This window comes from Enterobacter sp. DN, assembly GCF_046054285.1.
Taxonomy (GTDB): domain Bacteria; phylum Pseudomonadota; class Gammaproteobacteria; order Enterobacterales; family Enterobacteriaceae; genus Enterobacter; species Enterobacter hormaechei_C.
On the sequence record NZ_JBJJTG010000005.1, the window covers coordinates 1 to 26,396 of the forward strand.

Annotated in this window: 27 protein-coding genes; 17 read left to right on the plus strand and 10 right to left on the minus strand. The window is 54.3% G+C overall.

Translation table 11 applies throughout. The features are described from left to right. Positions 1 to 200 precede the first annotated feature (200 nt). Together ACJTMZ_RS13200 and ACJTMZ_RS13205 are read left to right on the plus strand one after the other, a co-directional pair. The gene (locus tag ACJTMZ_RS13200; RefSeq protein WP_032619240.1) at positions 201 to 653 is read left to right on the plus strand and encodes a DUF4385 domain-containing protein; all 453 of its coding nucleotides are present in this window, start codon (positions 201 to 203) and stop codon (positions 651 to 653) included. Positions 654 to 804: 151 nt separating this feature from the next. Continuing rightward, positions 805 to 2,112, plus strand: coding sequence for an MFS family transporter (locus ACJTMZ_RS13205; protein ID WP_017383558.1), 1,308 nt, complete (start codon positions 805 to 807; stop codon positions 2,110 to 2,112). Here the strand turns inward: ACJTMZ_RS13205 and ACJTMZ_RS13210 are convergent. The 5 genes from ACJTMZ_RS13210 to trxC form a co-directional block, all read right to left on the minus strand. Beyond that, a complete protein-coding gene (locus tag ACJTMZ_RS13210; RefSeq protein WP_003860739.1) occupies positions 2,109 to 2,432 on the minus strand; it encodes a YfiM family lipoprotein in 324 nt (107 codons plus the stop codon). The genes ACJTMZ_RS13205 and ACJTMZ_RS13210 overlap by 4 nt on opposite strands. Positions 2,433 to 2,477: 45 nt before the next feature. After that, entirely contained in the window at positions 2,478 to 3,833 is a 1,356-nt protein-coding gene (gene pssA / locus ACJTMZ_RS13215; protein WP_026094276.1) for a CDP-diacylglycerol--serine O-phosphatidyltransferase, read from the minus strand. Positions 3,834 to 3,942: 109 nt separating this feature from the next. Further along, complete coding sequence (locus tag ACJTMZ_RS13220) at positions 3,943 to 6,606, minus strand: bifunctional acetate--CoA ligase family protein/GNAT family N-acetyltransferase (RefSeq protein WP_040118000.1); 2,664 nt, start codon at positions 6,604 to 6,606, stop codon at positions 3,943 to 3,945. 35 nt (positions 6,607 to 6,641) lie between these two features. Beyond that, positions 6,642 to 7,340, minus strand: a complete 699-nt coding sequence (gene tapT / locus ACJTMZ_RS13225; RefSeq protein WP_015572132.1) for a tRNA-uridine aminocarboxypropyltransferase — start codon at positions 7,338 to 7,340, stop codon at positions 6,642 to 6,644. A 70-nt stretch (positions 7,341 to 7,410) separates the two neighbouring features. Further along, positions 7,411 to 7,830, minus strand: a complete 420-nt coding sequence (gene trxC / locus ACJTMZ_RS13230; RefSeq protein WP_032649129.1) for a thioredoxin TrxC — start codon at positions 7,828 to 7,830, stop codon at positions 7,411 to 7,413. A gap of 204 nt (positions 7,831 to 8,034) precedes the next feature. On the opposite strand from trxC, the gene ACJTMZ_RS13235 reads away from it, so the two are divergent. Next, entirely contained in the window at positions 8,035 to 9,120 is a 1,086-nt protein-coding gene (locus ACJTMZ_RS13235) for a tRNA/rRNA methyltransferase (RefSeq protein WP_017383555.1), read from the plus strand. A gap of 39 nt (positions 9,121 to 9,159) precedes the next feature. Here the strand turns inward: ACJTMZ_RS13235 and ung are convergent, their stop codons facing one another. Beyond that, a complete protein-coding gene (ung, locus tag ACJTMZ_RS13240) occupies positions 9,160 to 9,849 on the minus strand; it encodes a uracil-DNA glycosylase (RefSeq protein WP_252010749.1) in 690 nt (229 codons plus the stop codon). Positions 9,850 to 10,164: 315 nt separating this feature from the next. Between ung and grcA the strand changes: the two genes are divergently transcribed. Further along, positions 10,165 to 10,548, plus strand: coding sequence for an autonomous glycyl radical cofactor GrcA (grcA, locus tag ACJTMZ_RS13245; protein WP_003860727.1), 384 nt, complete (start codon positions 10,165 to 10,167; stop codon positions 10,546 to 10,548). 52 nt (positions 10,549 to 10,600) lie between these two features. On the opposite strand, the gene srmB is transcribed toward grcA, so the two are convergent. Next, positions 10,601 to 11,929, minus strand: coding sequence for an ATP-dependent RNA helicase SrmB (gene srmB / locus ACJTMZ_RS13250; protein WP_003860725.1), 1,329 nt, complete (start codon positions 11,927 to 11,929; stop codon positions 10,601 to 10,603). A 132-nt stretch (positions 11,930 to 12,061) separates the two neighbouring features. Between srmB and trmN the strand changes: the two genes are divergently transcribed. Then, positions 12,062 to 12,799: a tRNA(1)(Val) (adenine(37)-N(6))-methyltransferase TrmN gene (trmN, locus tag ACJTMZ_RS13255; RefSeq protein WP_213811350.1), complete on the plus strand. Its 738-nt coding sequence runs from the start codon at positions 12,062 to 12,064 to the stop codon at positions 12,797 to 12,799. On the opposite strand, the gene nadB is transcribed toward trmN, so the two are convergent. Next, positions 12,784 to 14,403 carry an L-aspartate oxidase gene (gene nadB / locus ACJTMZ_RS13260; RefSeq protein WP_252010748.1) on the minus strand — a complete coding sequence of 540 codons (1,620 nt, stop codon included), beginning with the start codon at positions 14,401 to 14,403 and terminating at the stop codon, positions 12,784 to 12,786. The genes trmN and nadB overlap by 16 nt on opposite strands. A 425-nt stretch (positions 14,404 to 14,828) precedes the next feature. On the opposite strand from nadB, the gene rpoE reads away from it, so the two are divergent. From rpoE to acpS, 11 genes are all read left to right on the plus strand, one after another. Continuing rightward, positions 14,829 to 15,404 (plus strand): RNA polymerase sigma factor RpoE, encoded by a 576-nt coding sequence (rpoE, locus tag ACJTMZ_RS13265; protein ID WP_006176728.1) that lies wholly within the window; start codon positions 14,829 to 14,831, stop codon positions 15,402 to 15,404. 31 nt (positions 15,405 to 15,435) lie between these two features. Further along, entirely contained in the window at positions 15,436 to 16,086 is a 651-nt protein-coding gene (gene rseA / locus ACJTMZ_RS13270; RefSeq protein ID WP_015572138.1) for an anti-sigma-E factor RseA, read from the plus strand. Next, the gene (gene rseB / locus ACJTMZ_RS13275) at positions 16,086 to 17,039 is read left to right on the plus strand and encodes a sigma-E factor regulatory protein RseB (protein ID WP_003860717.1); all 954 of its coding nucleotides are present in this window, start codon (positions 16,086 to 16,088) and stop codon (positions 17,037 to 17,039) included. Before rseA ends, rseB begins: the two co-directional genes overlap by 1 nt. Next, complete coding sequence (rseC, locus tag ACJTMZ_RS13280) at positions 17,036 to 17,512, plus strand: SoxR-reducing system protein RseC (RefSeq protein WP_252010747.1); 477 nt, start codon at positions 17,036 to 17,038, stop codon at positions 17,510 to 17,512. The genes rseB and rseC overlap by 4 nt, the downstream gene beginning before the upstream one ends. 185 nt (positions 17,513 to 17,697) lie before the next feature. Continuing rightward, positions 17,698 to 19,503: a translation elongation factor 4 gene (lepA, locus tag ACJTMZ_RS13285; RefSeq protein WP_003860714.1), complete on the plus strand. Its 1,806-nt coding sequence runs from the start codon at positions 17,698 to 17,700 to the stop codon at positions 19,501 to 19,503. 15 nt (positions 19,504 to 19,518) lie between these two features. Then, positions 19,519 to 20,493, plus strand: a complete 975-nt coding sequence (lepB, locus tag ACJTMZ_RS13290; RefSeq protein ID WP_006811565.1) for a signal peptidase I — start codon at positions 19,519 to 19,521, stop codon at positions 20,491 to 20,493. A 223-nt stretch (positions 20,494 to 20,716) separates the two neighbouring features. Next, positions 20,717 to 21,397, plus strand: a complete 681-nt coding sequence (rnc, locus tag ACJTMZ_RS13295; RefSeq protein ID WP_003860711.1) for a ribonuclease III — start codon at positions 20,717 to 20,719, stop codon at positions 21,395 to 21,397. After that, positions 21,394 to 22,299 carry a GTPase Era gene (gene era / locus ACJTMZ_RS13300; protein WP_003860709.1) on the plus strand — a complete coding sequence of 302 codons (906 nt, stop codon included), beginning with the start codon at positions 21,394 to 21,396 and terminating at the stop codon, positions 22,297 to 22,299. The genes rnc and era overlap by 4 nt, the downstream gene beginning before the upstream one ends. Positions 22,300 to 22,316: 17 nt before the next feature. After that, positions 22,317 to 23,024, plus strand: a complete 708-nt coding sequence (gene recO, locus ACJTMZ_RS13305) for a DNA repair protein RecO (RefSeq protein WP_015572142.1) — start codon at positions 22,317 to 22,319, stop codon at positions 23,022 to 23,024. 75 nt (positions 23,025 to 23,099) lie between these two features. After that, positions 23,100 to 23,831, plus strand: a complete 732-nt coding sequence (pdxJ, locus tag ACJTMZ_RS13310; protein WP_015572143.1) for a pyridoxine 5'-phosphate synthase — start codon at positions 23,100 to 23,102, stop codon at positions 23,829 to 23,831. Continuing rightward, on the plus strand, positions 23,831 to 24,211 hold the full coding sequence (acpS, locus tag ACJTMZ_RS13315; RefSeq protein ID WP_015572144.1) for a holo-ACP synthase: 381 nt from the start codon (positions 23,831 to 23,833) through the stop codon (positions 24,209 to 24,211). Before pdxJ ends, acpS begins: the two co-directional genes overlap by 1 nt. Here acpS and ACJTMZ_RS13320 read toward each other — a convergent pair. Next, on the minus strand, positions 24,208 to 24,468 hold the full coding sequence (locus tag ACJTMZ_RS13320) for a YfhL family 4Fe-4S dicluster ferredoxin (RefSeq protein ID WP_003860704.1): 261 nt from the start codon (positions 24,466 to 24,468) through the stop codon (positions 24,208 to 24,210). The two genes, acpS and ACJTMZ_RS13320, sit on opposite strands and share 4 nt — an antisense overlap. A 56-nt stretch (positions 24,469 to 24,524) precedes the next feature. Then, a complete protein-coding gene (locus ACJTMZ_RS13325) occupies positions 24,525 to 25,373 on the minus strand; it encodes a MurR/RpiR family transcriptional regulator (RefSeq protein ID WP_003860702.1) in 849 nt (282 codons plus the stop codon). Positions 25,374 to 25,491: 118 nt separating this feature from the next. On the opposite strand from ACJTMZ_RS13325, the gene murQ reads away from it, so the two are divergent. Further along, positions 25,492 to 26,388: an N-acetylmuramic acid 6-phosphate etherase gene (gene murQ, locus ACJTMZ_RS13330; protein ID WP_015572145.1), complete on the plus strand. Its 897-nt coding sequence runs from the start codon at positions 25,492 to 25,494 to the stop codon at positions 26,386 to 26,388. Positions 26,389 to 26,396 lie beyond the last annotated feature (8 nt).

Here is a 26,396-nt window from a genome sequence, read left to right on the forward strand (position 1 = left end):
CTCAGAAGTGAAACGCCGTAGCGCCGATGGTAGTGTGGGGTCTCCCCATGTGAGAGTAGGGAACTGCCAGGCATCAATTAAGAAGAACCCCGTACCGTAAGGTGCGGGGTTTTTTGCTTTGTACGTGGAAAACATGCCGGATGGCGGCTTCCCCTTATCCGGCCTACAATTGTTAAAACAATTTTAACAATGGTGCCGCTTTGACTCGTCCCTTTGATTATCAACAAGATTTTGCCAATATTAATTTTCGCGAACATCCCGAACGGTATCAGGTGGGCCGGGGTGAGCAGGGCGTATTGATGGTCGAGCCTTATAAAAGCGAAATCCTGCCGCACTGGCGTTATAAAAATGCTGAAGTCGCAGCGCGTTCGGCAGAAGAGATCTACGCCCTTTTTGAAGAATACCGCAGGAAAAACGATTTTGTCGGCATGGATATGGCGCGTAAATTCATACAGATGGGATACACCCGTGCCCGGCGATACGCCAATCATAAAGGCGGTAAAAAGTATGATGAGAAGCGCCAGGTCAAACCCCTCGATCACGATCCAGTAAAAGCAGAAGCCGCTGCGGTGTTCAAAACGTGGTGGGATAAAATTCGTGCTGATGAAGATTATTTGCAGCGAAAAAAGGCTCACCAGCAAGCGTGGGGATAATTACTACGTCCGCTAATAATTCGATACCTGATCGAGTTCACAAAATCCAATGAAACATATTGGAAACATTTTATTTACCTAACGATTCGTTTTAAATCCGGTTTTACTGTTTGTGGGCAATGGCCCGCAATGTGAGACAGGGGATTTTAAAATGACAGAAACCGTAGCCAGTGCAGATACGGATAACACAAGTTTAGCAGGCAAGGATACTCGCCGTCGGGTTTGGGCAATCGTTGGAGCTTCATCGGGGAACCTTGTAGAGTGGTTTGATTTTTACGTCTATTCATTTTGTTCACTCTACTTTGCACATATCTTCTTCCCGTCAGGGAACACTACAACGCAGCTTCTGCAAACCGCAGGCGTTTTTGCCGCCGGGTTCCTGATGCGTCCCATTGGCGGATGGCTGTTCGGCAGGATCGCGGACAGGAAAGGGCGCAAGACATCCATGCTCATCTCCGTATGCATGATGTGCGTCGGCTCGCTGGTGATTGCCTGCCTGCCCGGATATGACACTATCGGAACATGGGCACCGGCGTTGTTGCTGCTGGCACGCCTGTTCCAGGGGCTGTCAGTGGGTGGCGAATACGGCACCAGCGCGACATACATGAGCGAAGTAGCTGTTGAAGGGCGCAAAGGTTTCTATGCATCATTCCAGTATGTAACCCTCATTGGCGGTCAGCTGCTGGCGTTACTGGTTGTGGTGATCCTTCAACAAATCCTTAGCGATGAAGATTTACGCGCCTGGGGCTGGCGCATCCCGTTTGCCCTGGGGGCTGCCCTGGCGGTTGTGGCGCTGTGGTTACGCCGTCAGCTTGATGAAACCTCCCAGCAGGAGGTCAGGGCGCTGAAAGAAGCCGGTTCGATGAAAGGGCTGTGGCGAAACCGCAAAGCGTTTTTGATGGTATTAGGCTTTACCGCCGCAGGCTCGCTAAGCTTCTATACCTTCACCACCTATATGCAAAAATATCTGGTCAACACCACGGGCATGCATGCTAACGTTGCGAGCGTCGTCATGACGGTGGCGTTACTGGTCTTTATGCTCATACAGCCGATTGTTGGCGCGCTGTCGGACAAAATAGGTCGCCGCACCTCCATGCTGATCTTTGGTGGCATGCTCACCCTGGGGACTGTTCCGCTTTTGACGGCGCTACAGCATACAACCTCTCCCTATGCCGCTTTCGCTTTGATTATGGTGGCACTTATTATTATTAGTTTTTACACGGCAATCAGTGGCATTTTGAAAGCGGAAATGTTTCCCGCACAGGTGAGGGCGCTGGGCGTAGGCCTCTCTTATGCGGTCGCTAACGCCCTGTTCGGCGGTTCGGCAGAGTATGTCGCGCTATCCCTTAAGTCATGGGGCAGTGAATCGACCTTTTTCTGGTATGTCACCATCATGGGGGCGCTGGCGTTTATTGTCTCCCTGATGCTGCATCGTAAAGGAAAAGGTATCCGCCTTTAATAATGCGCCATCTGCCAGACGGCGTAGCCGGTTGTTGCCCCGGCTACGTCCCAGGCAAAATCTTTCCAGCTCCAGCCGCTTCCCGAGGGGCGGCTATCCCAAAGTTCTTTTGATGCCCCCAGGCTGATGGAGAACATCAGCCCCATTGTGGCACTTCGATCCCGGCTATAACCCTGGTGCAGCGCATATTCATTACCCGCAGCGGACAACATTGCAGACGCCAGAAAGTGTTGAGCTTTATCCTGACCCGACCAGTTATCATTAGCCATATGGCTGCAACCGGTCAGGAAAAGAGGGATTATCAGGAAAGGCGTACGCATTAACAGACTCCATAAGAAAGCCCCGTCGATGACAGGGCTCGTGTATTACAGAATGCGGCTGATGAGGCGGTCGATACGGATCCGACGTAGACGGCGAATCAGCTTGCGAACTTTCACCGGATAATCAGCGATGCTTTGCAGATCGCGATAATGACGAACCACTGTAGTATGCGTGCGTATAAGCTCCAGCTCACGATCGCGTTTCGCGGCTAACGCATGCTGAGGATCGTGAATAAGGATGGCGTTTTCCAGATCCAGACGCCAGGCGCGTGGGTTGAGATTATTACCGGTCAGCAGCATCCACTCATCATCCACCCACATTCCTTTGAGGTGATAGCTGTTGTCTTCATCTTTCCAGAGACGCACAACCAGCTGGTCCGTGTTCACATAGTACTGTAAACGGCTCAGGAAGCGGCGCAGGTTAATCTCATAGAGATAAGGCAGTGCGCCGATGATCTTGAAAGGTTGATCTTCCGGAATGAAAAAGTCATTTGCCGTTTTATCCCCGACAATAATTTCCACCTTTTTACCATCACGCAGCAGCTGAATGATATTACGCACCAGAACGGCGGGAAGGTTGAAGTACGGGGTACAGATGGTGAGCTTATGCTCCGCGCACGGCATCAAATGGAAGATGGTCTTGTTCAGCAGGCTGGATTTTCCCAGGCCTACCAGAGGCGTAACGGACAGTTCTTCATTACTGGCATCCCCCTGAAAACGATAAACCGCATCGCGCAGTTCCTGGCGGAAGGAGCGAACGTCGTTTTTGATTTCCGGGCTTTTCGGACGATGAGGATCGTCAAGACGGTGCACACCCCGGCCATGAACCAGGTTTTTATCAACCCAGTTGAACATGATGTCGGCCATCTGCGGATTGCGGATCAGATGGTAGCGATCGTAACGGTATTTATCGAGCTGATGGAGATACACATCATTCAGGCTGGCACCGCTATAAAGGACGCTGTCATCAATGATAAATCCTTTAAAATGAAGAACGCCAAGCGCTTCACGGGTATTCACCGGTACGCCATACACCGGGATATCAATACCCGGATTTTCCTGGGCCGTGCGGCAATACCAGTCAGCATTGGTATTCGAGGCAGCGGCACCAATACGGCCGCGCTGAGCGCGGTGCCAGTCAACCAGCACGCGAACATCCAGTTCCGGACGCTGACGTTTCGCTTCATAGAGCGCGTTCAGGATCGCACGCCCACCTTCATCTTGTTCAAGATAGAGCGCCACAATACAAATACGTCGCGTAGCGCTGGCAATCTTTTCAAGAAGCGTCTCCCGGAAATGAGCGGGAGCATAAAAGAACTCTACATCATCAACTGACTGAGAAATCTTCGGTAGTTGAGCAAGGTGTTGTTGATGTTTATTACGCTTAAATTTTGACAACATCACAGTGCGTTTCTTCTCTGTTCATTGAAGGGTTGTCTGTACCAGGCAAACAACATAAGCGGACAATGATACCCCAGTGCCGCGAAAAGTGGGTAACATTTCCAGCAGCTTACTCTTGTTTATCCGTCGAAATCAGGCTGAGGGACAGAGAGACAATGCCTTCATCCAGCTGGATATCAACGTCAAAACCGAGCTTCCGCGCCAGGGTCACCATACCCCGATTGTTTGGCATAGTAATGCCATTCAGGCGTGACAATCCGTGATCGCGCGTATAACCAATGAGTTTTTCGAGCAGCCGTCTGCCCAACCCCAAACCCTTAAGATCGGAACGCACCAGTACGGCAAACTCCGCATCCACATTATCCGGGTCGGAAATGGCACGCGTCACGCCGAGGATCTCCTCTCCCGCTCCGGAACGGCGGACCGCCACAATCGCCATTTCTCGATCGTAGTCGATCTGGGTCATATTGGCTAAATCGTCGTGGGTAAATTCATTGATTTCGCTGAAATAGCGATAGTACAAATCTTCCTTCGTCACCTGCGAGATGAACGCCCGCAGCAGCGGCTCGTCTTCCGGCAGGATAGGGCGAAACAGCGCCCGCTCCCCATTTTTCATCTCCACCCACTCTTCAAGATGAAGAGGATAAGGACGAATGGCGAGACGGCTTTCCCGATCACCGATAAAGGGCGCAATATCCAGCGTCACGTCCAGCGCGGTAAATTCATTTCCGGAGGCAAGAAGGGGGTGGATATCCAGGCGCTGGATCTCCGCACAGTCAACAATGAGGTTGGAGACCTTCACCAGAAACTGGCTTAACCCGGCGATATCAAGCGGCCGCAGAGCGCTTCTCCCGCGGATTTTTTTGCTTTTGATGGCCTGAATAATCAAATAACGCGCCAGGTTCATGTTTAGAGGAGGAAGCGCGACAACCGCCTGTTCTTCTGGCCGCCACTCAACGCCGCCTTCACCCAGCATAATGAGCGGACCAAAAACCGGATCGTGTTCGACAACCACGCGTAGCTCCTGCGCACCTGCACGGTTGGCCATGCTCTGCACCAGCAGGCCGTGGATCCGGGCCTGTGGCCACGTCATTTTTACGCGATCGATAATGGCATCCGCGGCCTGTTGCACTTCTGTCGCGGTGCGCAGATACAGCATGACGCCCTGCACATCCGATTTGTGCGGAATATCGGGAGAGCGCAGCTTCAGCGCGACCGGATAACCAATCTGCTCAGCGATATGTACCGCCTCAGCGCTGTCGCCGGCAATCCAGGTAGGCAGGGTTTGCATTCCATAACTGCCAAGAATGGGTTGCACCTCATGTGTGTCAAGAGAAGCGGCGCCCTCTTCGATGGCCTGCTGCAAAAGCCTGTGCACATCCACCGAATTTGCGGTGAGATTGCCCGGCAGGGCAGGCGTTTCACGCAGCTGCTTCTGGTTGCGGCGGTATTCAACCATATGCATAAACGCGGTAATGGTGCCCTCCGGGGTACGGTAGGTTGGTAACCCGGCTTCACTAAACAGACGCCGTGCCTCCTGGGAGGAGAACTCGCCGCACCAGTTGGTCAGCAGGGTAACGTATTTGCCGCGGGGATGGTTTCGGACTGCCTCAATCAGCGCACGCGCACTTTCGCTGCCTGGAGCAACCGCGCTGGGCGAATGGATAATCATCAGCGCATCAAAGTCCTGGCTATCGAGCAAAATCGTGATCGCCTTAATGTAACGATCGCTGCTGGCATCATCGCGCAAATCGAGGGGATTATCGGGAACAACGCTTCCCGGTAACGCGTCCCGCAGGCGCTGGAGCGTCTCTTCACCCAGCGTGGCCAGCTTGCCGTTGCGTAGCCAGAGCTCGTCCAGCGCCAGGGCGGCGGGAGCGGCACCGTTGCTGACAATCATCAGCTTTTCACCGCGCAGGGGGCGCATGTGGCTTAACGTTTCGACGGCGGAAAAAAGCTCGTGCGTATCCTGTACCCGCAGTAAACCGGCGCGCTGGATCGCTGCATCCCATGCGGGATCCATCCCTGAACGGGAATGTAGCAGGCGCTGAGCCGCAGGGCTGCGCCCGCTTTTGATGACCAGTATCGGTTTATTTCGCGATGCGCTACGTGACGCCGACACAAAACGACGGGCGTCGCTCAGGTGTTCAAGGTAGAGCAGGATAGCGCTGGTTTTGCTGTCACGCGCCAGGAAATCCAGCAGCTCATCGACGTCAATGTCCAGGCTGTCGCCCAAAGCGATGAAGTAGGAAAAACCCATCTCACGCTGCTGTGCCCAGTCGAGGATGGTATTGGATACCGCAGCCGACTGCGAAATAAAGGCCAGTTTGCCTTTGCGGATCGGAACCGGGGAAAAACTGGCATTCAGCCCTTGCCAGGGCGCAAGCAGACCGAGGCTGTTTGGACCAAGAATGCGCATCTGGTAGCGGCTGGCGCAGGCCAGCAGTTCGGGCTGCTGTTCAGGAGGCGAGGAAAGAATAATGCACGTTTTACAGCCTTTCTGACCGAGCGACTCAAGCAGTTCGAGGTTTCGTTTCGCATGTGTACAGAGCACGGCGAGGTCGGGAACGAAAGGCAGGCTCTGCACATCCGGCCACGCCAGTACCCCCTGTACCGCCTTATAAGCGGGCGTAACGGGCATGACCGGGCCGTTAAACCCGCCAGCCAGCAGGTTACGCATCATCAGATACCCTGCGCGGTCCGGTTTCATCGAGGCGCCAATAACGGCAATGGATTTAGGACGGAGTAGCGCTTCTAACCCTCTCTGGCTCATGCAGGCCTCCCGTGAATGCAAGCGACCTGATGATTTTAAACGCTTTCTGTCTCTGTTGCTGTGACGCTACCCTTATGAACGGTTTTTCCCGCAAGATAACGTTCACGGAAGCAGGAGAAGTGGGAGCCCAGCGCGCCGGCCGCCTGGGTATCGCCCGCCAGATCCAGTAGCGCAATAGCGACTTCAGCGGTGCAATATTGACCGTCGGCATGCGCTTCACGCAAGCGATAGGCCGAAACGCGCGACAGATCGACGGAAATCACCGGCAGCGCATCAAGGTAAGGGCTTTTGCGAAACATCTTTCTCGCTTCGGTCCAGGTGCCGTCGAGCATAATAAACAGCGGCGGCTTACCGGATGGTGGCGCCGTAAGCACCTGACGTTGTTCGCCTGCATATGATGCCGGGAAAACGACCATGGGCTGATAGTCCGGGCTTGCCACCAGGTCGAGCAGAGCCTGAGGTGGCTCAGTGCGCGACCACTGAAACGCTGCGGTGTTGGGCAGAATATCGGCGATCAAACGCCCCGTGTTGCTGGGCTTCATCGGTTCGGTATCGAACATGACCAGACAAAAGCGGCTTTTCGCCTCGCTCGGTGCAAGCGTTTCGCACAGACACACTTTCAGCGGTAAAAGGCAGCGCTGGCAGCGGCGAATACGATTGCCTCGGGCCAGAAAAGGGCGGGTGGCGCGCGCAAGGCGCTCGGCGCGTAATTGAAGTACAGCGTTATCAGTCATGGACGAAAAGGCAGGAAAAACCCCATTTTCGCAGAGGAGAGAACGGGGCACAAGATATGCCCCGTGAATGTTACAGGGATTCGTTTAACCAGCTGTCGAAAGGCGCTTTCGGTACTGCACCATTGAGCATATCGATCACTTCACCATTTTTGAAAATCATAATGGTTGGAATGCTGCGAATGCGAAAACGGGCGCTGAGTTCACGTTCCGCTTCGGTATTCACTTTGACAAAACGCATTTTCCCGCTGCGCTCTTCAGCCACGTCTTCGAAGATGGGCGCAAAGTTACGGCAGGGGCCGCACCACGGTGCCCAGAAATCGACCACAACAGGCAGATCATCCTTGAGGAGTTTGTCCAGCGTAGCACCCGTTGCGTTAATGACATCGCCATCAAATAATTCGTGGCCACAACGCCCGCATTTCGCACCGTCATCCATCCGATCGTCCGGAATGCGGTTTACAGCCTGACAGTTGGCACATACGGTATTCATAACTAACCTCTGATAGAGCCGTGGAACAACGGCAGAACGCCGATAATGTTTCTGATATGTTACATATTATCAGTGAGCTTGTATGAAACGACAATGCGTTTTATTCAATGGGAACAATAGTCACAGGCTTTTGTACGAAATTATGGCTATGAGCTTGCACATCGGGTAATCTGCGCGCTTCGCGCAGCGCTGGTGGAGAAAAGCATGAACGACGAAATGAAAAACAAAAGCGGCAAGGTCAAAGTGATGTATGTCCGCAGTGATGATGACTCTGATAAACGCACCCAAAATCCGCGTACCGGAAAAGGTGGCGGGCGTCCGGCGTCTTCTCGTGCAGACGGTGGCCGTCGCCCCGCCCGCGATGACAGAAATAACCGCGGCGATGACCGCAAACGTGATGACCGTAAGCGTGACGATCGTAAACGCGATGATGTTGTCCGTGACGGTGGATCGCCATGGCGTACCGTTTCTCGCGCGCCCGGTGAAGAGGCGACCGAAAAAGCCGATCACGGCGGTATCAGCGGAAAAAGCTTTATCGATCCGGAAGTGCTGCGTCGTCAGCGTGCGGAAGAGACCCGTGTCTACGGTGAGAACGCCTGTCAGGCCCTGTTCCAGAGCCGCCCGGAGTGTATTGTTCGTGCATGGTTTATTCAGAGCGTGACCCCACGCTTTAAAGAAGCGCTGCGCTGGATGGCGGCGAACCGTAAAGCCTATCACGTGGTTGACGATGCCGAGCTGACAAAAGCGTCCGGGACTGAACACCACGGCGGCGTCTGCTTCCTGATCAAAAAACGTAACGGCACTACCGTGCAGCAGTGGGTCAGCCAGGCGGATGCCGATGACTGCGTGCTGGCGCTGGAAGATGTGGGTAACCCGCATAACCTGGGCGCTATGATGCGTAGCTGCGCGCACTTTGGTGTGAAAGGCGTTCTGTTGCAGGATGCCGCACTGCTGGAATCCGGTGCGGCAATCCGAACCGCGGAAGGTGGTGCAGAGCACGTTCAGCCGATCACCGGCGACAGCGTGCTGGAAGCCCTTGAGCAATTCCGTAAAGCGGGCTACACCATTGTCACCACCTCAAGCCGTGCCGCTACGCCGCTGTTTAAAGCGACGCTGCCGCGCAAAATGGTGCTGGTGTTAGGTCAGGAGCGTGATGGTCTGTCTGATGCGGCACTCTCCAGCGCTGACCTGAGCGTCTCTATCGACGGCACTGGCAACGTTGAAAGCCTGAACGTATCCGTTGCGACCGGCGTGCTGCTGGCGGAATGGTGGCGTCAGAACAAGGCATAAGCCTTTTATGTGCCGGGCCTGACCCGGCACATTCAAACCCTACTCGCTCTCTGCCGGTAACACAGGCATCCAGTCAATCGGCTTTTCGCCACGCTTTTCCAGCCACTCATTCGTCAGAACAAAATGATTACTGCCAAAGAAACCGCGATGCGCAGACAGCGGTGACGGGTGCGGTGCCTTCAGCACGTGATGACGCTGACGATCGATAATCGCCCCTTTCTTTTGGGCATGCGAACCCCAGAGTAAAAACACGACGCCTTCACGATGCTCATTGATCAGGCTGATAACCTTATCGGTAAAGGTTTCCCATCCCAGACTGGCGTGGGAGTGTGCCTGACCCGCCCGGACAGTTAATACGGTATTCAGCAACAGCACGCCCTGGCGCGCCCAGCTTTCCAGATAACCGTGATTAGGGCGGGTGAAACCAGGAATCGTTCCTTCCAGCTCTTTATACATATTCAGCAGAGAAGGGGGGATTACCACGCCCGGACGCACGGAAAATGCCAGTCCGTGAGCCTGCCCCGGGCCGTGGTACGGATCCTGCCCCAGGATAACCACCTTTACATCACTCAGTTCGGTGTAGCGGAAGGCGTTAAACACATCTTTCTGCGGCGGATAAATTGTCTGGCCGGCCTGCCGTTCAGCCGCAACGGTACTGAGGGTATTAATAAAATAGGGCTGCTGCTTCTCTTCTGCCAGCACGTCATGCCAGGTTAAAGGTGTTGTCATCTCGCTCTCCTGCGAATCTCATTCTGTGTCTAGCTTACCTGTTAAACACCAATGAGCAAAATTACCCGCGGAAAACCAGGCTAAGTGACTCAATTTATGTTGAAAACCAGGCTGGATAAGTTGAATTGGTAAACTTTTAAAATTGATCTAAAACAAAAAATACAGGCCACACTCTTTGTGTGGTTGGTGGTTTTGTTGATTTAAATCAATAAACCACCCGGGTCTGAATGTTATATATACACACAACAAACAATGGTTTTACCAATTGGCCGCAAAAGGCCAGCATCAGTTAATGTAGCCTAAGGGAGGCAACACATGATTACAGGTATCCAGATTACTAAAGCTGCAAATGACGATCTGCTGAACTCTTTCTGGCTGCTGGACAGCGAGAAAAACGAAGCGCGCTGTGTAGTAGCGAAAGCAGGTTTTGCGGAAGACGAAATCGTTCCGGTGAGCAAACTGGGCGAAATTGAATACCGTGAAATCCCAATGCAAGTGCAGCCAGAAGTTCGCGTGGAAGGTGGTCAGCACCTGAACGTTAACGTCCTGCGTCGCGAAACGCTGATGGATGCCGTTGAGCACCCGGAAAAATACCCGCAGCTGACCATCCGTGTGTCTGGCTATGCGGTGCGTTTCAACTCTCTGACCCCGGAACAGCAGCGCGATGTTATCGCGCGTACCTTTACTGAAAGCCTGTAAGGTTTCAGCTTTGGGGGAGGAATAAAAAAGCCGGGAATGTCCCGGCTTTTTTTTACTCTTCCGTTTTTGTCTCTGACGCAGCAGAGCTTGGCTTACGGCGCTTACCAATATTTTTGGTATCGCGGTGGCGCTGTTTAACGCGCGGCTTCTCTTTTTCTTTCTCTTTTCTCTCAGCACGTTTCGCGAGCGCTTTCTTGGACGGTTTACCCGTCATTTTTTCACTCGGCGCACGTGTGGTCGGACGAAGTCCGTCAATCACGCGAGCTTTCAGCGGCTCCTCAACGTAGCGGCCAATTTTCTGTAGCAGCAGATGGTCGTGCGCTTCTACCAGAGAGATAGCAATACCTTTGCGGCCCGCACGGCCGGTACGACCAATACGGTGCAGGTAAGTATCACCGCTGCGCGGCATATCAAAGTTGATCACGTGGCTCACGTCCGGGATGTCGATCCCGCGCGCGGCAACGTCGGTGGCAACCAGCACATTCACGCGGCCATCAGTCAGGCGCTTAATCCCTTCGGTACGCTTAACCTGCGCCATTTCACCTTCGAGATAGCAGTTGTTGATACCGGCATTGCGCAGCATTTCTGCCAGCTCATGCACGCGCTCACGTTTGCGTACGAAGACGATGGTACGGGTTGCCTCTTCCTGCTTCAGCAGGTGTTTCAACAACTCAACCTTATGCTCCAGGTTATCTGCGCGGTAATACCACTGGTGGATCTTCTTACGCTCACGCGTCGATGGCGTAGCGGACACTTCCACCGGATCTTCCAGCAGACGTTCGGCGAAATCTTTAATGGCATCCCCTTCAAGGGTTGCCGAGAACAGCATTGTCTGATTACGCCAGCGCGTTTCACCCGCGATGTGTTCGATATCCTGGGCAAAGCCCATGTCCAGCATGCGGTCAGCTTCATCGAGAATCAGCGTTTCCACCGCGCGGCAGTCGAAGTTCTCTTCCTTTATGTATTGCAGCAGACGGCCTGTCGTCGCGACAACGATATCCTGGTTTTCGCTGAACACTTCGGCGTGGTTCATATACGCTACGCCGCCAGTGATGGTCGCGATATCCAGATGGGTGTTCGCCGCCAGCTCACGCGCGTGTTCGGCAACCTGCATCGCCAGTTCACGGGTCGGGGTCAGGATCAAAATGCGCGGCGGGCCTGATTTTTTACGCGGAAAGTCGAGCAAATGCTGCAACACAGGCAGCAAGTAGGCTGCTGTCTTCCCCGTGCCGGTTGGCGCAGAACCGAGCACATCGCGGCCCTCAAGCGCAGGCGGAATGGCCGCGGCCTGAATGGCGGTCGGGCGTGTAAAGCCTTTGCTCTCAAGGGCATTGAGCAGGCTTTCATCGAGTTCAAGTTCGGAAAAAGTCGTTACAGTCATGTTCTACCTCTGTGTGGGGCGCTGATTATAGACGTTACGGCTGTAATCTTCATCTGTTTGTATGGATATCGCTTTTCGACCACTTCGCTTTCCCCTATGCTACTCCAGTTTCACTCAGAAGGTTGCCCGGACATGTCTCAACTCAAAGCGCAGTTGCGCCGCGATGGTTTTACGTTTAAACAGTTTTTTGTGGCGCACGATCGTTGTGCGATGAAAGTCGGTACAGACGGTATTTTACTGGGTGCATGGGCGCCTGTCGCAGGTGTAAAACGCATTCTGGATATTGGTACGGGCAGCGGACTTCAGGCGCTGATGCTGGCGCAGCGAACGGAAGAACACGTCACGATCGACGCCGTTGAGCTTGATCCTCAGGCGGCCCGGCAGGCAAGTGAAAACGCTGCTGACTCTCCGTGGGCAGAACGCATCAGGGTAGAATGCGCCGATGTCCTGACCTGGGCGCCGGAGCAGACCGCGCGTTACGATTTGATTGTCAGCAATCCGCCGTATTTCACGCCAGGCGTGGAATGTGGAACGCCGGAACGCGAGCAGGCACGTTACACCGGCTCGCTCGATCACAAGGCGCTACTGACCAGTGCGGCGGAGCTCATCTCGGAAGAGGGATTTTTCTGCGTGGTCTTGCCTGAAAGCACGGGTAATACCTTCATTGAGATCGCACGGGAAATCGGCTGGAATCTGCGCCTTCGTACCGATATTTCGGATACGGAAGGACGCTTACCGCACCGCGTGTTGCTGGCGCTCTCGCCGAAAGAGGGGGAGTGCTTTATCGACAGGATGGTCATTCGTGGGCCAGACCAGCGTTATTCCGAAGATTACACTGCCCTGACCCAGGCCTTTTATCTGTTTATGTGAATCTGCGGCGTCAACACCGACGGGCCGGACGTTTCAAGCGGTTCGGGATAGTCCAGCGTATAATGCAGGCCACGGCTCTCTTTGCGCATCATCGCACAGCGCACAATCAGCTCGGCAACCTGCACAAGGTTGCGCAGCTCCAGCAGATTATTAGAAACGCGGAAGTTGGCGTAATATTCATCAATTTCCTGCTGCAACATCATGATGCGGCGTAACGCGCGTTCCAGACGCTTCGTTGTGCGTACAATCCCGACATAATCCCACATGAAAAGCCGCAGCTCGTGCCAGTTATGCTGGATAACCACCAGTTCATCCGGGTTTTCTACCCGGCTTTCATCCCATGCCGGCAGGTGTGTTGTCGGACGTGCATAGGGCATGCGTTTGGTAATATCTTCCGCCGCCGACCACCCATACACCAGACACTCCAGCAGCGAGTTCGAGGCCATGCGATTCGCACCATGCAGGCCGGTGTAGCTGACCTCGCCGATCGCATACAAACCATCCACGTCGGTACGACCATGATCGTCAACCATCACCCCGCCACAGGTATAGTGGGCGGCAGGAACAATCGGCACCGGATCGCGGGTTAAATCAATACCCAGACTCAGCAGCTTTTCATAAATCATCGGGAAGTGCTGGCGAATAAAGTCTTCCGGTTTATGGCTAATGTCCAGATACATACAGTCGACGCCAAGCCGCTTCATCTCGTGGTCAATGGCGCGGGCCACGATATCCCGCGGGGCAAGTTCACCTCGGGGGTCGAAGTCCGGCATAAACCGGGAACCGTCCGGACGCTTCAGATACGCGCCTTCGCCGCGCAACGCTTCAGTTAACAGGAAGTTACGTGCCTGCGGGTGGAACAGGGCGGTAGGATGGAACTGATTAAACTCCATATTCGCCACGCGGCAGCCTGCGCGCCAGGCCATGGCGATACCGTCTCCGGAGGCGATATCCGGGTTAGTCGTGTACTGGTAAACCTTGGAGGCGCCGCCAGTCGCCAGCACAACGGCTTTTGCCTGGCAGGTTTCCACCTTCTCTTTATTCCGATTCCACACCCATGCGCCGACAACACGGCGCGTGCCGGGCAGGCCAATCTTATCGGAAATAATCAGGTCGACGGCGTTGCTGCGCTCCAGCACCCGAATATTAGGATGGCTGAGGGCTTTGCTGACCAGCGTGGTTTCAACCGCTTTTCCGGTTGCATCAGCAGCGTGCAGAATACGGCGGTGGCTGTGCCCGCCTTCACGGGTCAGGTGATAGCTCTCTTCACCATTAGGCTGAACATGCGTATCAAACAGCACGCCCTGATCGATAAGCCATTGCACGCAGTGGCGGGCATTGCTGGCGACGAACTCTGCGGCATGCTCATCCACGATCCCGGCACCGGCAATCAGGGTGTCTTCTACGTGCGAGGCTATACTATCCGTTTCATCAAACACGGCGGCAATACCGCCTTGTGCATAGAAGGTGGAACCTTCGCTCATCGGCCCTTTACTCAGCACGATTACGTTCTGATGTTCCGCCAGGCGCAGCGCGAGGGAGAGGCCGGCAGCACCGCTGCCGATGATCAGTACATCACAATGAAGTTCAGGCGTCGTGTTCATGATGTTTGTTTAATTTACTAAACATGGTGTGGGGAGAATAGCATTGTGATGCGAGATATCGCACGTTTTTTTTGATGTGTGTTGCAATGACTAAACGGAAGGCCAGAAGTTAAATCTGCGCTAAATGGCCGGAAATATTTTGCGAAGCAGATCGTTAGCTTCAGATTTTGTGGTGAAATAAAGCCTGTGTTGCGTTACTCTTCTGACGATAAAGTTGATGATTCTTGTCAGAAAGCGGGTGCGTATCGTGAACAGACTTATAATGAGAGAAAATGAACGGTCTGCGGCGCGATGAACAAAAACAAAGGCGTTACGGAACTTATTGAAGAACAGACACTCTAATTCGGTGCTTGCTCAAAGTGCAATGTTGTTAGAGTGGCGTTTCGATAACGCGTGGAATTTGGTTTGGGGAGACATTACCTCGGATGAGCGAGCAGTTAACGGACCAGGTCCTGGTTGAACGGGTCCAGAAGGGAGATCAGAAAGCTTTTAACCTACTGGTGGTGCGCTACCAGCATAAGGTAGCGAGTCTGGTTTCCCGCTATGTACCGTCAGGCGATGTTCCTGATGTGGTGCAAGAGTCTTTTATTAAGGCCTATCGCGCGCTGGATTCATTCCGGGGGGATAGTGCTTTTTATACCTGGCTGTATCGTATTGCAGTCAATACGGCTAAGAATTATTTGGTTGCTCAGGGCCGTCGTCCGCCTTCAAGTGATGTCGACGCTATCGACGCAGAAAACTTCGAAAGTGGCGGCGCGCTGAAAGAAATTTCGAACCCTGAGAACTTAATGTTGTCAGAAGAACTGAGACAAATCGTTTTTCGCACGATCGAGTCGCTCCCGGAAGATTTACGCATGGCAATTACGTTACGGGAGCTGGATGGCCTAAGCTATGAAGAGATAGCCGCCATCATGGATTGTCCGGTCGGCACGGTTCGTTCACGAATTTTCCGTGCGCGAGAAGCCATTGATAATAAAGTTCAACCGCTTATCAGGCGTTGACGATAGCGGGATACTGGAAAAGGTATTAGGCATGCAGAAAGAAAAACTTTCCGCTTTAATGGATGGTGAAACGCTGGATAATGAGCTGCTCGATGAGTTGTCTCATTCTCCCGAAATGCAACAGACCTGGGAAAGCTATCATCTTATCCGCGACTCTCTGCGCGGTGATACCAGCGAGGTTCTCCATTTCGATATCTCAGCACGCGTTATGGCGGCCATTGAGAACGAACCTGTTCATCAGACCACGCCGCTGATTCCTGAAGCGCAGCCTGCACCTCACCAATGGCAGAAAATGCCGTTCTGGCACAAGGTGCGTCCATGGGCCAGCCAGCTCACCCAAATGGGGGTCGCTGCGTGCGTATCGCTTGCAGTTATCGTTGGGGTCCAGCACTATAATACTCAGTCTGAAGCCAATCAGCAGCCTGAAGCGCCAGTGTTCAATACGCTGCCGATGATGGGTAAAGCCAGCCCGGTTAGCCTGGGCGTACCGGCAGATGCCTCCGCAAGCGGCGGACAGCAACAGCAGGTACAGGAGCAGCGCCGTCGCATTAATGCGATGTTGCAGGATTACGAGTTGCAGCGCCGTCTGCACTCCGAGCAGCTTCAGTTTGAGCAGGCCCAAACCCAGCAGGCTGCTGTGCAGGTGCCAGGAAACCAAACTTTAGGAACGCAATCGCAGTAATGAAGCAACTTTGGTTCGCCATGTCTTTGATGGCGGGTAGCCTGTTCTTCTCTGCTAACGCCTCGGCTGATGTTTCATCCGGGGCGTTGTTGCAGCAAATGAATCTGGCCAGCCAGTCACTCAATTACGAGTTGGCATTTATCAGCATCAATAAGCAGGGTGTCGAATCGTTACGCTATCGCCACGCCCGCCTTGATAACCAGCCGCTCGCCCAGCTTTTACAGATGGATGGCCCGCGTCGGGAAGTGGTCCAGCGTGGGAACGAAATCAGCTATTTCGAGCCAGGCCTTGAGCCGTTTACGCTCAATGGTGACTACATCGTTGATTCCCTGCCGTCGCTCATTTACACTGATTTTAAACGTCTCGCCCCCTACTATGATTTTATCTCGGTGGGGCGAACGCGTATTGCCGACAGGCTGTGCGAAGTGATCCGCGTTGTTGCGCGGGATGGGACACGTTACAGCTATATCGTCTGGATTGACGCAGAGACGAAGCTGCCGATGCGCGTTGATCTGCTCGATCGCGACGGTGAGACGCTGGAGCAGTTCCGCGTGATCTCCTTCGATGTGAACAGTCAGGTTGGCAACAGCATGCAGAATCTGGCCAAAGCCAGCCTGCCGCCTTTGCTTTCCGTGCCTGCCGGCGATTCTGTCAATTTTAACTGGGTACCATCCTGGATCCCGCAAGGGTTCAGCGAAGTTTCCAGCAGCCGTCGCCAGCTCCCAACCATCGAAACACCGGTTGAGTCGCGACTCTATTCCGATGGGCTGTTTAGCTTCTCGGTGAATATCAATCGCGCTACGGCGAACAGTTCCGAACAGATGCTCCGTACCGGTCGCCGGACGGTCAGCACGACGGTGCGCGATAATGCGGAAATTACCATTGTCGGTGAATTACCGCCGCCAACGGCAAAACGTATTTCAGACAGCATTAAATTCAGGGCTGCGCAATGATTAAAGAGTGGGCCACGGTCGTATCCTGGAAGGATGGCGTAGCGCTTGTCAGCTGTGACGTTAAAGCATCATGCAGCAGCTGCGCTTCGCGAGCCGGTTGCGGCAGCCGCGTGTTGAATAAGCTGGGGCCGCAAACGTCGCACACTATTGCTGTGCCGAGCGATCAGCCGCTGGTGGCAGGGCAAAAAGTGGAGCTGGGCATCGCTGAAGGTAGCCTGCTCACTTCCGCCATGCTGGTTTACCTTTCTCCGCTGGCAGGTCTGTTCGTGATGGGCGGGGTTTTCCAGATGCTGTTCGGCACAGATTTGGCCGCCATGTGCGGTGCCGCTTTGGGCGGCGTGGGCGGGTTCTGGCTTGCTAAAGGCGTTTCCCCAAGGCTTGCCGCCCGGGAAGCGTGGCAGCCCGTTATCCTCAGCGTTGCACTGGCACCCGACCAACTTCGTGTTGAGACGCTCTCTTCTGAGGCCCGGTAATCTGCCGGGCTTTATTATTATTTACATCGCAATAAAGAAAACGCCGTCTCTTCGCGCTATACCTGGCTCTAAGTGCATTTCCAGCTGACGAGGATGTAGTGTAGAATGCTGCGTTTTCGCACTGAAAAACGTCAGGCTAAGAACAGCGGCCTCCAGGAATTCGTAAGGCATAATTATTTAACTATATGAAGAACATACGTAACTTTTCGATCATTGCTCACATTGACCACGGTAAGTCGACGCTGTCTGACCGTATTATCCAGATTTGCGGTGGCCTGTCTGATCGTGAAATGGCAGCCCAGGTTCTGGACTCCATGGACCTGGAACGCGAACGCGGTATTACCATCAAAGCGCAGAGCGTGACGCTCGACTATAAAGCTTCCGATGGTGAAACCTATCAGCTGAACTTTATCGACACCCCAGGGCACGTTGACTTCTCTTATGAAGTGTCACGCTCGCTGGCGGCCTGCGAAGGCGCGCTGCTGGTGGTGGATGCCGGGCAGGGCGTAGAGGCCCAGACGCTGGCAAACTGCTACACCGCCATGGAAATGGATCTCGAAGTGGTGCCGGTTCTGAATAAAATCGACCTGCCAGCCGCCGATCCTGAGCGCGTAGCGGAAGAGATTGAAGACATCGTCGGTATTGATGCGACCGATGCAGTGCGCTGCTCGGCGAAAACCGGTGTCGGTGTTCCGGACGTACTGGAACGTCTGGTGCGTGATATTCCGCCGCCGGAAGGCGACCCGGATGCGCCGCTACAGGCGCTGATCATCGACTCCTGGTTTGATAACTACCTCGGCGTTGTCTCGCTGGTGCGTATTAAAAACGGCACAATGCGTAAAGGCGACAAAATCAAGGTCATGAGCACCGGCCAGGTCTACAACGCTGACCGTCTGGGCATCTTCACGCCAAAACAGGTTGACCGTACCGAACTGAAATGCGGCGAAGTGGGCTGGCTGGTCTGTGCCATTAAAGACATCCTCGGCGCGCCGGTGGGTGATACCCTGACCGGTGCACGTAACCCGGCAGATAAAGCGCTGCCAGGCTTCAAAAAGGTGAAACCGCAGGTTTATGCGGGTCTGTTCCCGGTCAGCTCTGACGATTACGAAAACTTCCGCGATGCGCTCGGAAAGCTGAGCCTCAACGATGCCTCCCTGTTCTACGAGCCAGAAAGCTCAACGGCGCTGGGCTTTGGCTTCCGCTGTGGTTTCCTCGGTCTGCTGCACATGGAGATCATTCAGGAACGTCTGGAGCGTGAATACGATCTGGATCTGATCACCACCGCCCCGACGGTTGTCTACGAAGTAGAAACCACATCGAAAGAGGTGATCTACGTCGACAGCCCGTCCAAGCTCCCGCCGCTGAATAATATTCAGGAACTGCGCGAGCCTATCGCAGAGTGTCACATGCTGCTGCCGCAGGAGTTCCTCGGTAACGTGATCACCCTGTGTATTGAGAAGCGTGGCGTGCAGACCAACATGGTTTACCACGGTAACCAGGTGGCGCTGACCTATGAAATTCCGATGGCAGAAGTGGTGCTCGACTTCTTCGACCGTCTGAAGTCTACCTCCCGTGGCTATGCGTCGCTGGACTACAACTTCAAACGCTTCCAGGCCTCGAACATGGTTCGTGTGGACGTGCTGATCAACGGCGAGCGTGTGGATGCGCTGGCGCTGATCACCCACAATGATAACGCACCGTACCGTGGTCGTGAGCTGGTTGAGAAGATGAAAGATCTGATCCCGCGTCAGCAGTTTGACATTGCGATTCAGGCGGCCATTGGTAACCACATCATTGCCCGTTCAACCGTGAAGCAGCTGCGTAAAAACGTTCTGGCTAAGTGTTACGGCGGCGACGTCAGCCGTAAGAAAAAGCTGTTGCAGAAGCAGAAAGAAGGTAAGAAGCGTATGAAGCAGGTCGGTAACGTTGAGCTGCCGCAGGAAGCATTCCTTGCCATCCTTCATGTTGGTAAAGACGGTAACGGTAAATAACCTTAAGGAGTTGGCATGGCGAACATGTTTGCCCTGATCCTGGTCATCGCTACCCTGGTGACAGGTCTGTTGTGGTGCCTCGATAAGTTTATCTTCGCCCCAAAACGCCGTGAACGTCAGGCTGCCGCGCAGGCAGCCACGGGCGATGCGCTGGACGCGAAAACCCTGAAAAAAGTCGGCCCAAAACCGGGCTGGCTGGAAACAGGGGCATCGGTATTCCCGGTGCTGGCGATTGTGCTGGTGGTGCGTTCATTTATCTATGAACCGTTCCAGATCCCGTCAGGATCGATGATGCCAACGCTGCTGATCGGTGATTTCATTCTGGTTGAGAAGTTTGCCTATGGCATCAAAGATCCGATCTATCAGAAAACGCTGATCGAAACGGGTCATCCGAAACGTGGCGACATCGTGGTGTTTAAATATCCGGAAGACCCGCGGCTGGATTATATTAAACGCGCGGTAGGTCTGCCGGGCGATAAAGTGACCTACGATCCGGTGGCGAAAGAGGTGACCATTCAGCCAGGCTGTAGCTCTGGCACCGCATGTGAAAATGCGCTGCCAGTCACTTACTCCAACGTTGAGCCAGCTGATTTTGTGCAGACCTTCGCCCGCCGTAACGGCGGTGAAGCGACCAGCGGATTCTTCCAGGTGCCAAAAGGTGAAACCAAAGAGAATGGCATTCGTCTGGTTGAACGCAAAGAGACGCTGGGCGATGTTACTCACCGCATTCTGACCGTGCCCATCGCACAGGATCAGCTGGCAATGTACTACCAGCAGCCAGGCCAACAGCTGGCGACCTGGATTGTGCCGCCGGGACACTACTTCATGATGGGTGACAACCGCGATAACTCTGCGGACAGCCGTTACTGGGGCTTTGTGCCGGAAGCGAATCTGGTCGGTAAAGCAACCGCTATCTGGATGAGTTTTGAGAAGCAGGAAGGCGAGTGGCCGACCGGCGTTCGCCTGAATCGTATTGGCGGAATTCATTAATTTTCGCCAAAAATAACACGTAGCGGCTTTTATTCGCCGCTACGTGAATTATTTCAGCGATAAATCTCTTTGAACTAACGACATCCCCTGTCGTTGTGTATAGAATATTCCCCCGAAGTTTAAGGTTGGCCCTGCAAGGGTGCCACGGCACACGAAACCGCGTTGGTTTTCTCAGGTCGGTTTCGTGTGCTGCATTTTTGACGCATTCATTTATTGGTATCGCATGAACCCCATCGTAATTAATCGGCTTCAACGGAAGCTGGGCTACACTTTTCATCATCAGGAGTTGTTGCAACAGGCATTAACCCATCGCAGTGCCAGCAGCAAACATAATGAGCGTCTCGAGTTTTTAGGCGACTCTATTTTAAGTTTCGTGATTGCAAATGCGCTTTATCATCGTTTTCCGCGTGTGGACGAAGGTGATATGAGCCGCATGCGCGCCACGCTGGTGCGCGGCAATACCCTCGCTGAAATCGCACGCGAATTTGAGCTGGGTGAATGCCTGCGTCTGGGGCCAGGTGAGCTGAAAAGTGGTGGTTTCCGTCGTGAATCCATCCTTGCCGATACGGTCGAGGCATTGATCGGTGGCGTGTTCCTGGACAGCGATATCCAGACCGTAGAAAAGCTGATCCTTAACTGGTATCAGACCCGCCTGGACGAAATCAGCCCGGGCGATAAACAAAAAGATCCTAAAACGCGTCTGCAAGAATATTTGCAGGGTCGTCATCTGCCGCTGCCATCCTATCTGGTGGTGCAGGTGCGTGGCGAAGCCCACGATCAGGAATTTACCATCCATTGCCAGGTCAGTGGCCTGAGTGAACCGGTGGTCGGCACGGGTTCAAGCCGTCGTAAGGCTGAACAGGCTGCCGCCGAACAGGCGTTAAAAATGCTGGAGCTGGAATGAGCATCGACAAAACCTATTGCGGATTTATTGCCATCGTCGGACGTCCGAACGTTGGCAAATCCACCCTGCTGAATAATCTGCTTGGGCAGAAGATTTCTATCACCTCGCGTAAGGCGCAGACCACGCGTCACCGCATCGTCGGTATCCATACTGAAGGCGCGTATCAGGCGATCTACGTCGATACACCGGGCCTGCACATGGAAGAGAAGCGCGCCATCAACCGTCTGATGAACAAGGCGGCGAGCAGCTCCATTGGCGACGTAGAGCTGGTGATTTTCGTTGTGGAAGGCACCCGCTGGACGCCGGACGACGAAATGGTCCTTAATAAGCTGCGCGACGGCAAAACGCCGGTGATCCTCGCAGTCAATAAAGTGGACAACGTGCAGGAAAAAGCCGATCTGCTGCCGCACCTGCAATGGCTGGGCAGCCAGATGAACTTCCTGGACATCGTCCCGCTGTCTGCGGAAACGGGTCTGAACGTTGATACCATTGCGGGTATCGTGCGCAAGCATCTGCCGGAAGCGACTCATCACTTCCCGGAAGACTACATCACCGATCGCTCTCAGCGTTTTATGGCGTCTGAAATCATCCGTGAGAAGCTGATGCGTTTCCTGGGCGCTGAACTGCCGTACTCTGTGACGGTGGAGATCGAGCGTTTCCAGAGCAACGAGCGTGGCGGCTACGATATTAACGGTCTGATCCTCGTTGAGCGTGAAGGGCAGAAGAAGATGGTGATCGGCAATAAAGGCGCCAAGATCAAAACTATCGGAATCGAAGCCCGTAAAGACATGCAGGACATGTTTGAAGCACCGGTTCACCTGGAACTGTGGGTGAAAGTGAAATCTGGCTGGGCCGATGATGAGCGTGCGCTGCGCAGCCTCGGTTACGGCGAAGATCAGTAACCTAAGACGACGAGCATATGGATGGATGGCAGCGCGCCTTTGTCCTGCATAGTCGTCCCTGGAGCGAAACCAGCCTGATGCTGGACGTCTTCACGGAAGAGTCCGGTCGCGTGCGCCTTGTTGCCAAAGGCGCACGTTCCAGACGTTCTAATCTGAAAGGTGCCTTGCAGCCTTTCACCCCGCTGCTGGTCCGCTTTGGCGGGCGAGGGGAAGTCAAAACCCTGCGCAGTGCTGAAGCCGTCTCCCTGGCGCTTCCTCTTTCTGGTATCACGCTCTACAGCGGTTTGTATGTTAACGAACTCATCTCACGGGTTCTTGAACATGAGACCCGCTTCTCTGAACTTTTCTTTGATTACCTGCACTGTATTCAGGCACTTGCTGGCGCAACCGGCACCCCTGAGCCTGTTCTGCGTCGTTTCGAACTGGCTCTGCTCGGGCACCTTGGTTACGGCGTCGATTTTCTGCACTGTGCGGGAAGCGGAGACGAGGTAGAAGACACCATGACCTATCGCTATCGTGAGGAAAAGGGCTTTATTGCCAGTGTCGTCGTCGATAACAGCACCTTTACCGGGCGCCAGCTCAGAGCACTGTATGAACGCGAGTTCCCGGACGCCGACACTCTGCGTGCGGCAAAACGCTTTACCCGAATTGCGCTCAAGCCGTATCTTGGGGGCAAACCTTTAAAGAGCCGCGAATTATTCAGGCAGTTTATGCCGAAACGCTAATGTTTTACCCCTCACCCCAGCCCTCTCCCGGAGGGAGAGGGAGAAGGTAAATGAACAAAAATACCGAGGATTGTCATGGCTGAATTACTGTTAGGTGTCAACATCGATCACATCGCCACGTTACGTAATGCACGCGGTACCGCGTATCCCGATCCGGTTCAGGCGGCGTTTATCGCTGAACAGGCTGGCGCCGACGGCATTACCGTTCACCTGCGTGAAGATCGTCGCCACATCACCGACCGGGACGTGCGCATCCTGCGTCAGACGCTGGACACCCGCATGAATCTGGAGATGGCGGTCACCGAAGAGATGCTGGCGATTGCCTGCGAGACCAAACCGCATTTCTGCTGCCTGGTTCCGGAAAAGCGTCAGGAAGTGACCACCGAAGGCGGTCTGGATGTGGCCGGGCAGCTCGACAAAATGCGCGATGCCTGCAAACGCCTGGCGGATGCCGGTATCCTGGTTTCTCTGTTTATCGACGCCGATTTCACCCAGATTAAAGCCGCTGCCGACGTGGGTGCGCCGTATATTGAAATTCACACCGGCTGCTATGCCGATGCCGAAAACGATGCAGCGCAGGCGAAAGAGCTGGAGCGAATCGCCAAAGCGGCAACCTACGCCGCGAGCCTGGGACTGAAGGTTAACGCCGGTCACGGCCTGACCTATCACAACGTAAAAGCCATCGCTGCCCTGCCGGAAATGCACGAGCTGAACATCGGCCACGCCATCATTGGCCGCGCGGTGATGAGCGGTCTGAAAGAAGCGGTTTCCGAGATGAAGCGCCTGATGCTGGAAGCGCGTCAGTAATGGCTATTCTGGGCTTAGGCACCGACATCGTTGAAATAGCTCGCATTGAAGCGGTGATCGCCCGGAGTGGCGATCGCCTCGCAAGACGCGTGCTGAGCGATAACGAATGGGCTATCTGGGAGGCGCATCAACAGCCGGTGCGCTTTCTGGCAAAGCGTTTCGCGGTAAAAGAGGCGGCGGCGAAAGCGTTCGGCACGGGCATTCGTAACGGCCTGGCGTTTAACCAGTTTGAAGTGTTTAACGATGAGCTGGGTAAGCCACGTCTGCGTTTATGGGGCGAGGCGCTTAAGCTGGCGGAAAAGCTGGGCGTGGCGCACATGCACGTAACGCTTGCCGATGAACGCCACTACGCCTGTGCGACGGTGATCATCGAGAGTTAAATTTTGTCCGCATGGTGCATCAGGACAAACTTATCCCACAGCTGTTCTTCGTTCTCGACGTGTGCCGGATCTTTTAAGATCGTATTGGGAATGGGGCACACCTTCTGGCAGGTCGGCGTCTCATAGTGGCCGATGCATTCGGTGCAGCGGTCGCTGTTAATCTCATAAATGCTGTCGCCCATCGAAATCGCCTCGTTCGGGCATTCGGGTTCGCACATATCGCAGTTGATGCATTTTTTGGTGATTAACAGCGCCATCAGGAAATTCTCAGAAACATCACAAACAGGGCGGGCATTATACGCTCATTCGTTGTTCAGACCAGTTTTTTTACCAGCTCTTCGCTGTGACGAATACGCTCTGGCGCACGCTCCAGATCCTGCTGAACCAGCGCCATAAACAGCAGGTCCGTCAGCATCATCTGCGCACTCGTCGACGAAATCGCCGCACTGCGAGTGGCCTGTTCCTCGGCAATGGTATACAGACAGCGGGTGGCCCGCTGCTGGAGCGCATTCGGGCTGAAGCCAGTAATCGCCAGAATTTTTCCTCCTACGCGCAGGGCTTCGTCGGTAGCCATATTAATTTCACGACGCTCGCCGGAATAGGAGATGGCCAGCAGTAAATCGTCAGGATCCATGGCCTGCACGGTCGCCAGCAGCGCGTGCATATCCTGTTCAACGATGGCGTTATAGCCGATTTTTGTCAGCTTCCAGCCAAAGTTACGCGCAACCAGTCCGGAGGCGCCGATCCCGGTCAACACAATACGCCGCGCGTCGCGAAGCATGGCTACGCTTTCCAGCAGCTTCTCTTCCGTGTTCACATCCAGCGTGGCATGCATTGCCGCCACGTTCTCTTTGATCAGCTTTTCGCCGACCAGACGCATCGGATCGTCGCCGCGGATCTGGTTATGCACCGGCATTGACTGCGGATTAGGGTTGCTTACCAGTGCTTCACTGATCGCCAGTTTTAGCGCCGGAAAGCCTTTATAGCCTATCTTTTGGGCAAATTTCACCACGCTCGACTGGCTCACCCCGGCTTCGCCTGCCAGCTGCTGGGAGCTGAGGTGTCGCGCGCGATCGGGCTGGGAAAGTAAATAATCCGCCAGCTTTTTGTCACTCTGGGCAAACCCTGCGTAGCGCTGGCGAATACGAATTAAACAGTTCATACGGTCTCCTGGCGAAAATGTGATTACCCGCGCAAATACGAATTTTGCTCGCCTGAATGAATTTTATATTCCATTATAGTGCGTTTATTATGAATTAAAAATTCCAGAGGTAAATAACATGAATCTAGGCTCTCTTGTTTCTGAAACGCGTAACCCGCAAACCATGGATCTTGATGCACTGTCCACGCTGGAGCTGGTAAACCGCTTTAATCAACAGGATACCCTCGTCGCGCTGGCAGTCAAAGAGACATTGCCCGAGGTGGCGAAAGCCGTAGACGCCGCTGCCGACGCTCTGAAAGCAGGAGGACGCATTATTTACATGGGGGCGGGTACCAGTGGGCGCCTCGGTGTGCTGGATGCCTCAGAATGTCCCCCGACCTTTGGCGTTCCGCATGGTCTGGTCGTGGGCCTGATTGCCGGTGGCCCCGGCGCGCTGCTGAAAGCGGTGGAAGGGGCAGAAGACAATAAACAGCTTGGGGAAGACGATCTCAGGGCGCTGAACCTGACCGCGCAGGATCTGGTCGTCGGGCTGGCGGCTTCTGGTCGTACGCCGTACGTCATTGGTGGGCTGGAATACGCCAGACAAACGGGATGTACCACGGTGGCCATCTCTTGTAACCCGGGTTCGCCGATTGCGCAGGTGGCCGCCATTGCCATCTCTCCGGTCGTCGGGCCGGAAGCGCTCACCGGCTCCACGCGCCTGAAATCGGGAACCGCGCAGAAGCTGGTGCTCAATATGATCTCCACCGGCGCGATGGTGAAATTCGGCAAGGTCTACCAAAACCTGATGGTGGATATGCAGGCCACCAACGTCAAGCTGGTGGACAGAGCCTGCCGCATGGTGATAGAGGCGACAGGGGCAGGTCGGGAAGAGGCGGAAGCGGTACTCAAACAGACCGATTACGACGTCAAACCCGCCATTCTGATGATATTAACCGGGCTGGATGCAGCCGCGGCCAGAGCCAGGCTTGAAGCCCATCACGGGTTTTTACGGGCGGCATTAGAACACCAATAAGAGGCGTG

Coding starts and splice junctions, on each gene's coding strand:
- rseA (WP_015572138.1), top strand. CDS start 15,436: ATGCAGAAAGAAAAACTTTCCGCTTTAATGGATGGTGAAACGCTGGAT.
- lepA (WP_003860714.1), top strand. CDS start 17,698: ATGAAGAACATACGTAACTTTTCGATCATTGCTCACATTGACCACGGT.
- tapT (WP_015572132.1), bottom strand. CDS start 7,340: ATGACTGATAACGCTGTACTTCAATTACGCGCCGAGCGCCTTGCGCGC.
- ACJTMZ_RS13320 (WP_003860704.1), bottom strand. CDS start 24,468: ATGGCGCTGTTAATCACCAAAAAATGCATCAACTGCGATATGTGCGAA.
- rnc (WP_003860711.1), top strand. CDS start 20,717: ATGAACCCCATCGTAATTAATCGGCTTCAACGGAAGCTGGGCTACACT.
- ACJTMZ_RS13210 (WP_003860739.1), bottom strand. CDS start 2,432: ATGCGTACGCCTTTCCTGATAATCCCTCTTTTCCTGACCGGTTGCAGC.
- ACJTMZ_RS13205 (WP_017383558.1), top strand. CDS start 805: ATGACAGAAACCGTAGCCAGTGCAGATACGGATAACACAAGTTTAGCA.
- trxC (WP_032649129.1), bottom strand. CDS start 7,830: ATGAATACCGTATGTGCCAACTGTCAGGCTGTAAACCGCATTCCGGAC.
- rpoE (WP_006176728.1), top strand. CDS start 14,829: ATGAGCGAGCAGTTAACGGACCAGGTCCTGGTTGAACGGGTCCAGAAG.
- era (WP_003860709.1), top strand. CDS start 21,394: ATGAGCATCGACAAAACCTATTGCGGATTTATTGCCATCGTCGGACGT.
- grcA (WP_003860727.1), top strand. CDS start 10,165: ATGATTACAGGTATCCAGATTACTAAAGCTGCAAATGACGATCTGCTG.
- lepB (WP_006811565.1), top strand. CDS start 19,519: ATGGCGAACATGTTTGCCCTGATCCTGGTCATCGCTACCCTGGTGACA.
- rseB (WP_003860717.1), top strand. CDS start 16,086: ATGAAGCAACTTTGGTTCGCCATGTCTTTGATGGCGGGTAGCCTGTTC.
- nadB (WP_252010748.1), bottom strand. CDS start 14,403: ATGAACACGACGCCTGAACTTCATTGTGATGTACTGATCATCGGCAGC.
- acpS (WP_015572144.1), top strand. CDS start 23,831: ATGGCTATTCTGGGCTTAGGCACCGACATCGTTGAAATAGCTCGCATT.
- recO (WP_015572142.1), top strand. CDS start 22,317: ATGGATGGATGGCAGCGCGCCTTTGTCCTGCATAGTCGTCCCTGGAGC.
- trmN (WP_213811350.1), top strand. CDS start 12,062: ATGTCTCAACTCAAAGCGCAGTTGCGCCGCGATGGTTTTACGTTTAAA.
- ACJTMZ_RS13235 (WP_017383555.1), top strand. CDS start 8,035: ATGAACGACGAAATGAAAAACAAAAGCGGCAAGGTCAAAGTGATGTAT.
- srmB (WP_003860725.1), bottom strand. CDS start 11,929: ATGACTGTAACGACTTTTTCCGAACTTGAACTCGATGAAAGCCTGCTC.
- ung (WP_252010749.1), bottom strand. CDS start 9,849: ATGACAACACCTTTAACCTGGCATGACGTGCTGGCAGAAGAGAAGCAG.
- ACJTMZ_RS13325 (WP_003860702.1), bottom strand. CDS start 25,373: ATGAACTGTTTAATTCGTATTCGCCAGCGCTACGCAGGGTTTGCCCAG.
- murQ (WP_015572145.1), top strand. CDS start 25,492: ATGAATCTAGGCTCTCTTGTTTCTGAAACGCGTAACCCGCAAACCATG.
- ACJTMZ_RS13220 (WP_040118000.1), bottom strand. CDS start 6,606: ATGAGCCAGAGAGGGTTAGAAGCGCTACTCCGTCCTAAATCCATTGCC.
- pssA (WP_026094276.1), bottom strand. CDS start 3,833: ATGTTGTCAAAATTTAAGCGTAATAAACATCAACAACACCTTGCTCAA.
- pdxJ (WP_015572143.1), top strand. CDS start 23,100: ATGGCTGAATTACTGTTAGGTGTCAACATCGATCACATCGCCACGTTA.
- rseC (WP_252010747.1), top strand. CDS start 17,036: ATGATTAAAGAGTGGGCCACGGTCGTATCCTGGAAGGATGGCGTAGCG.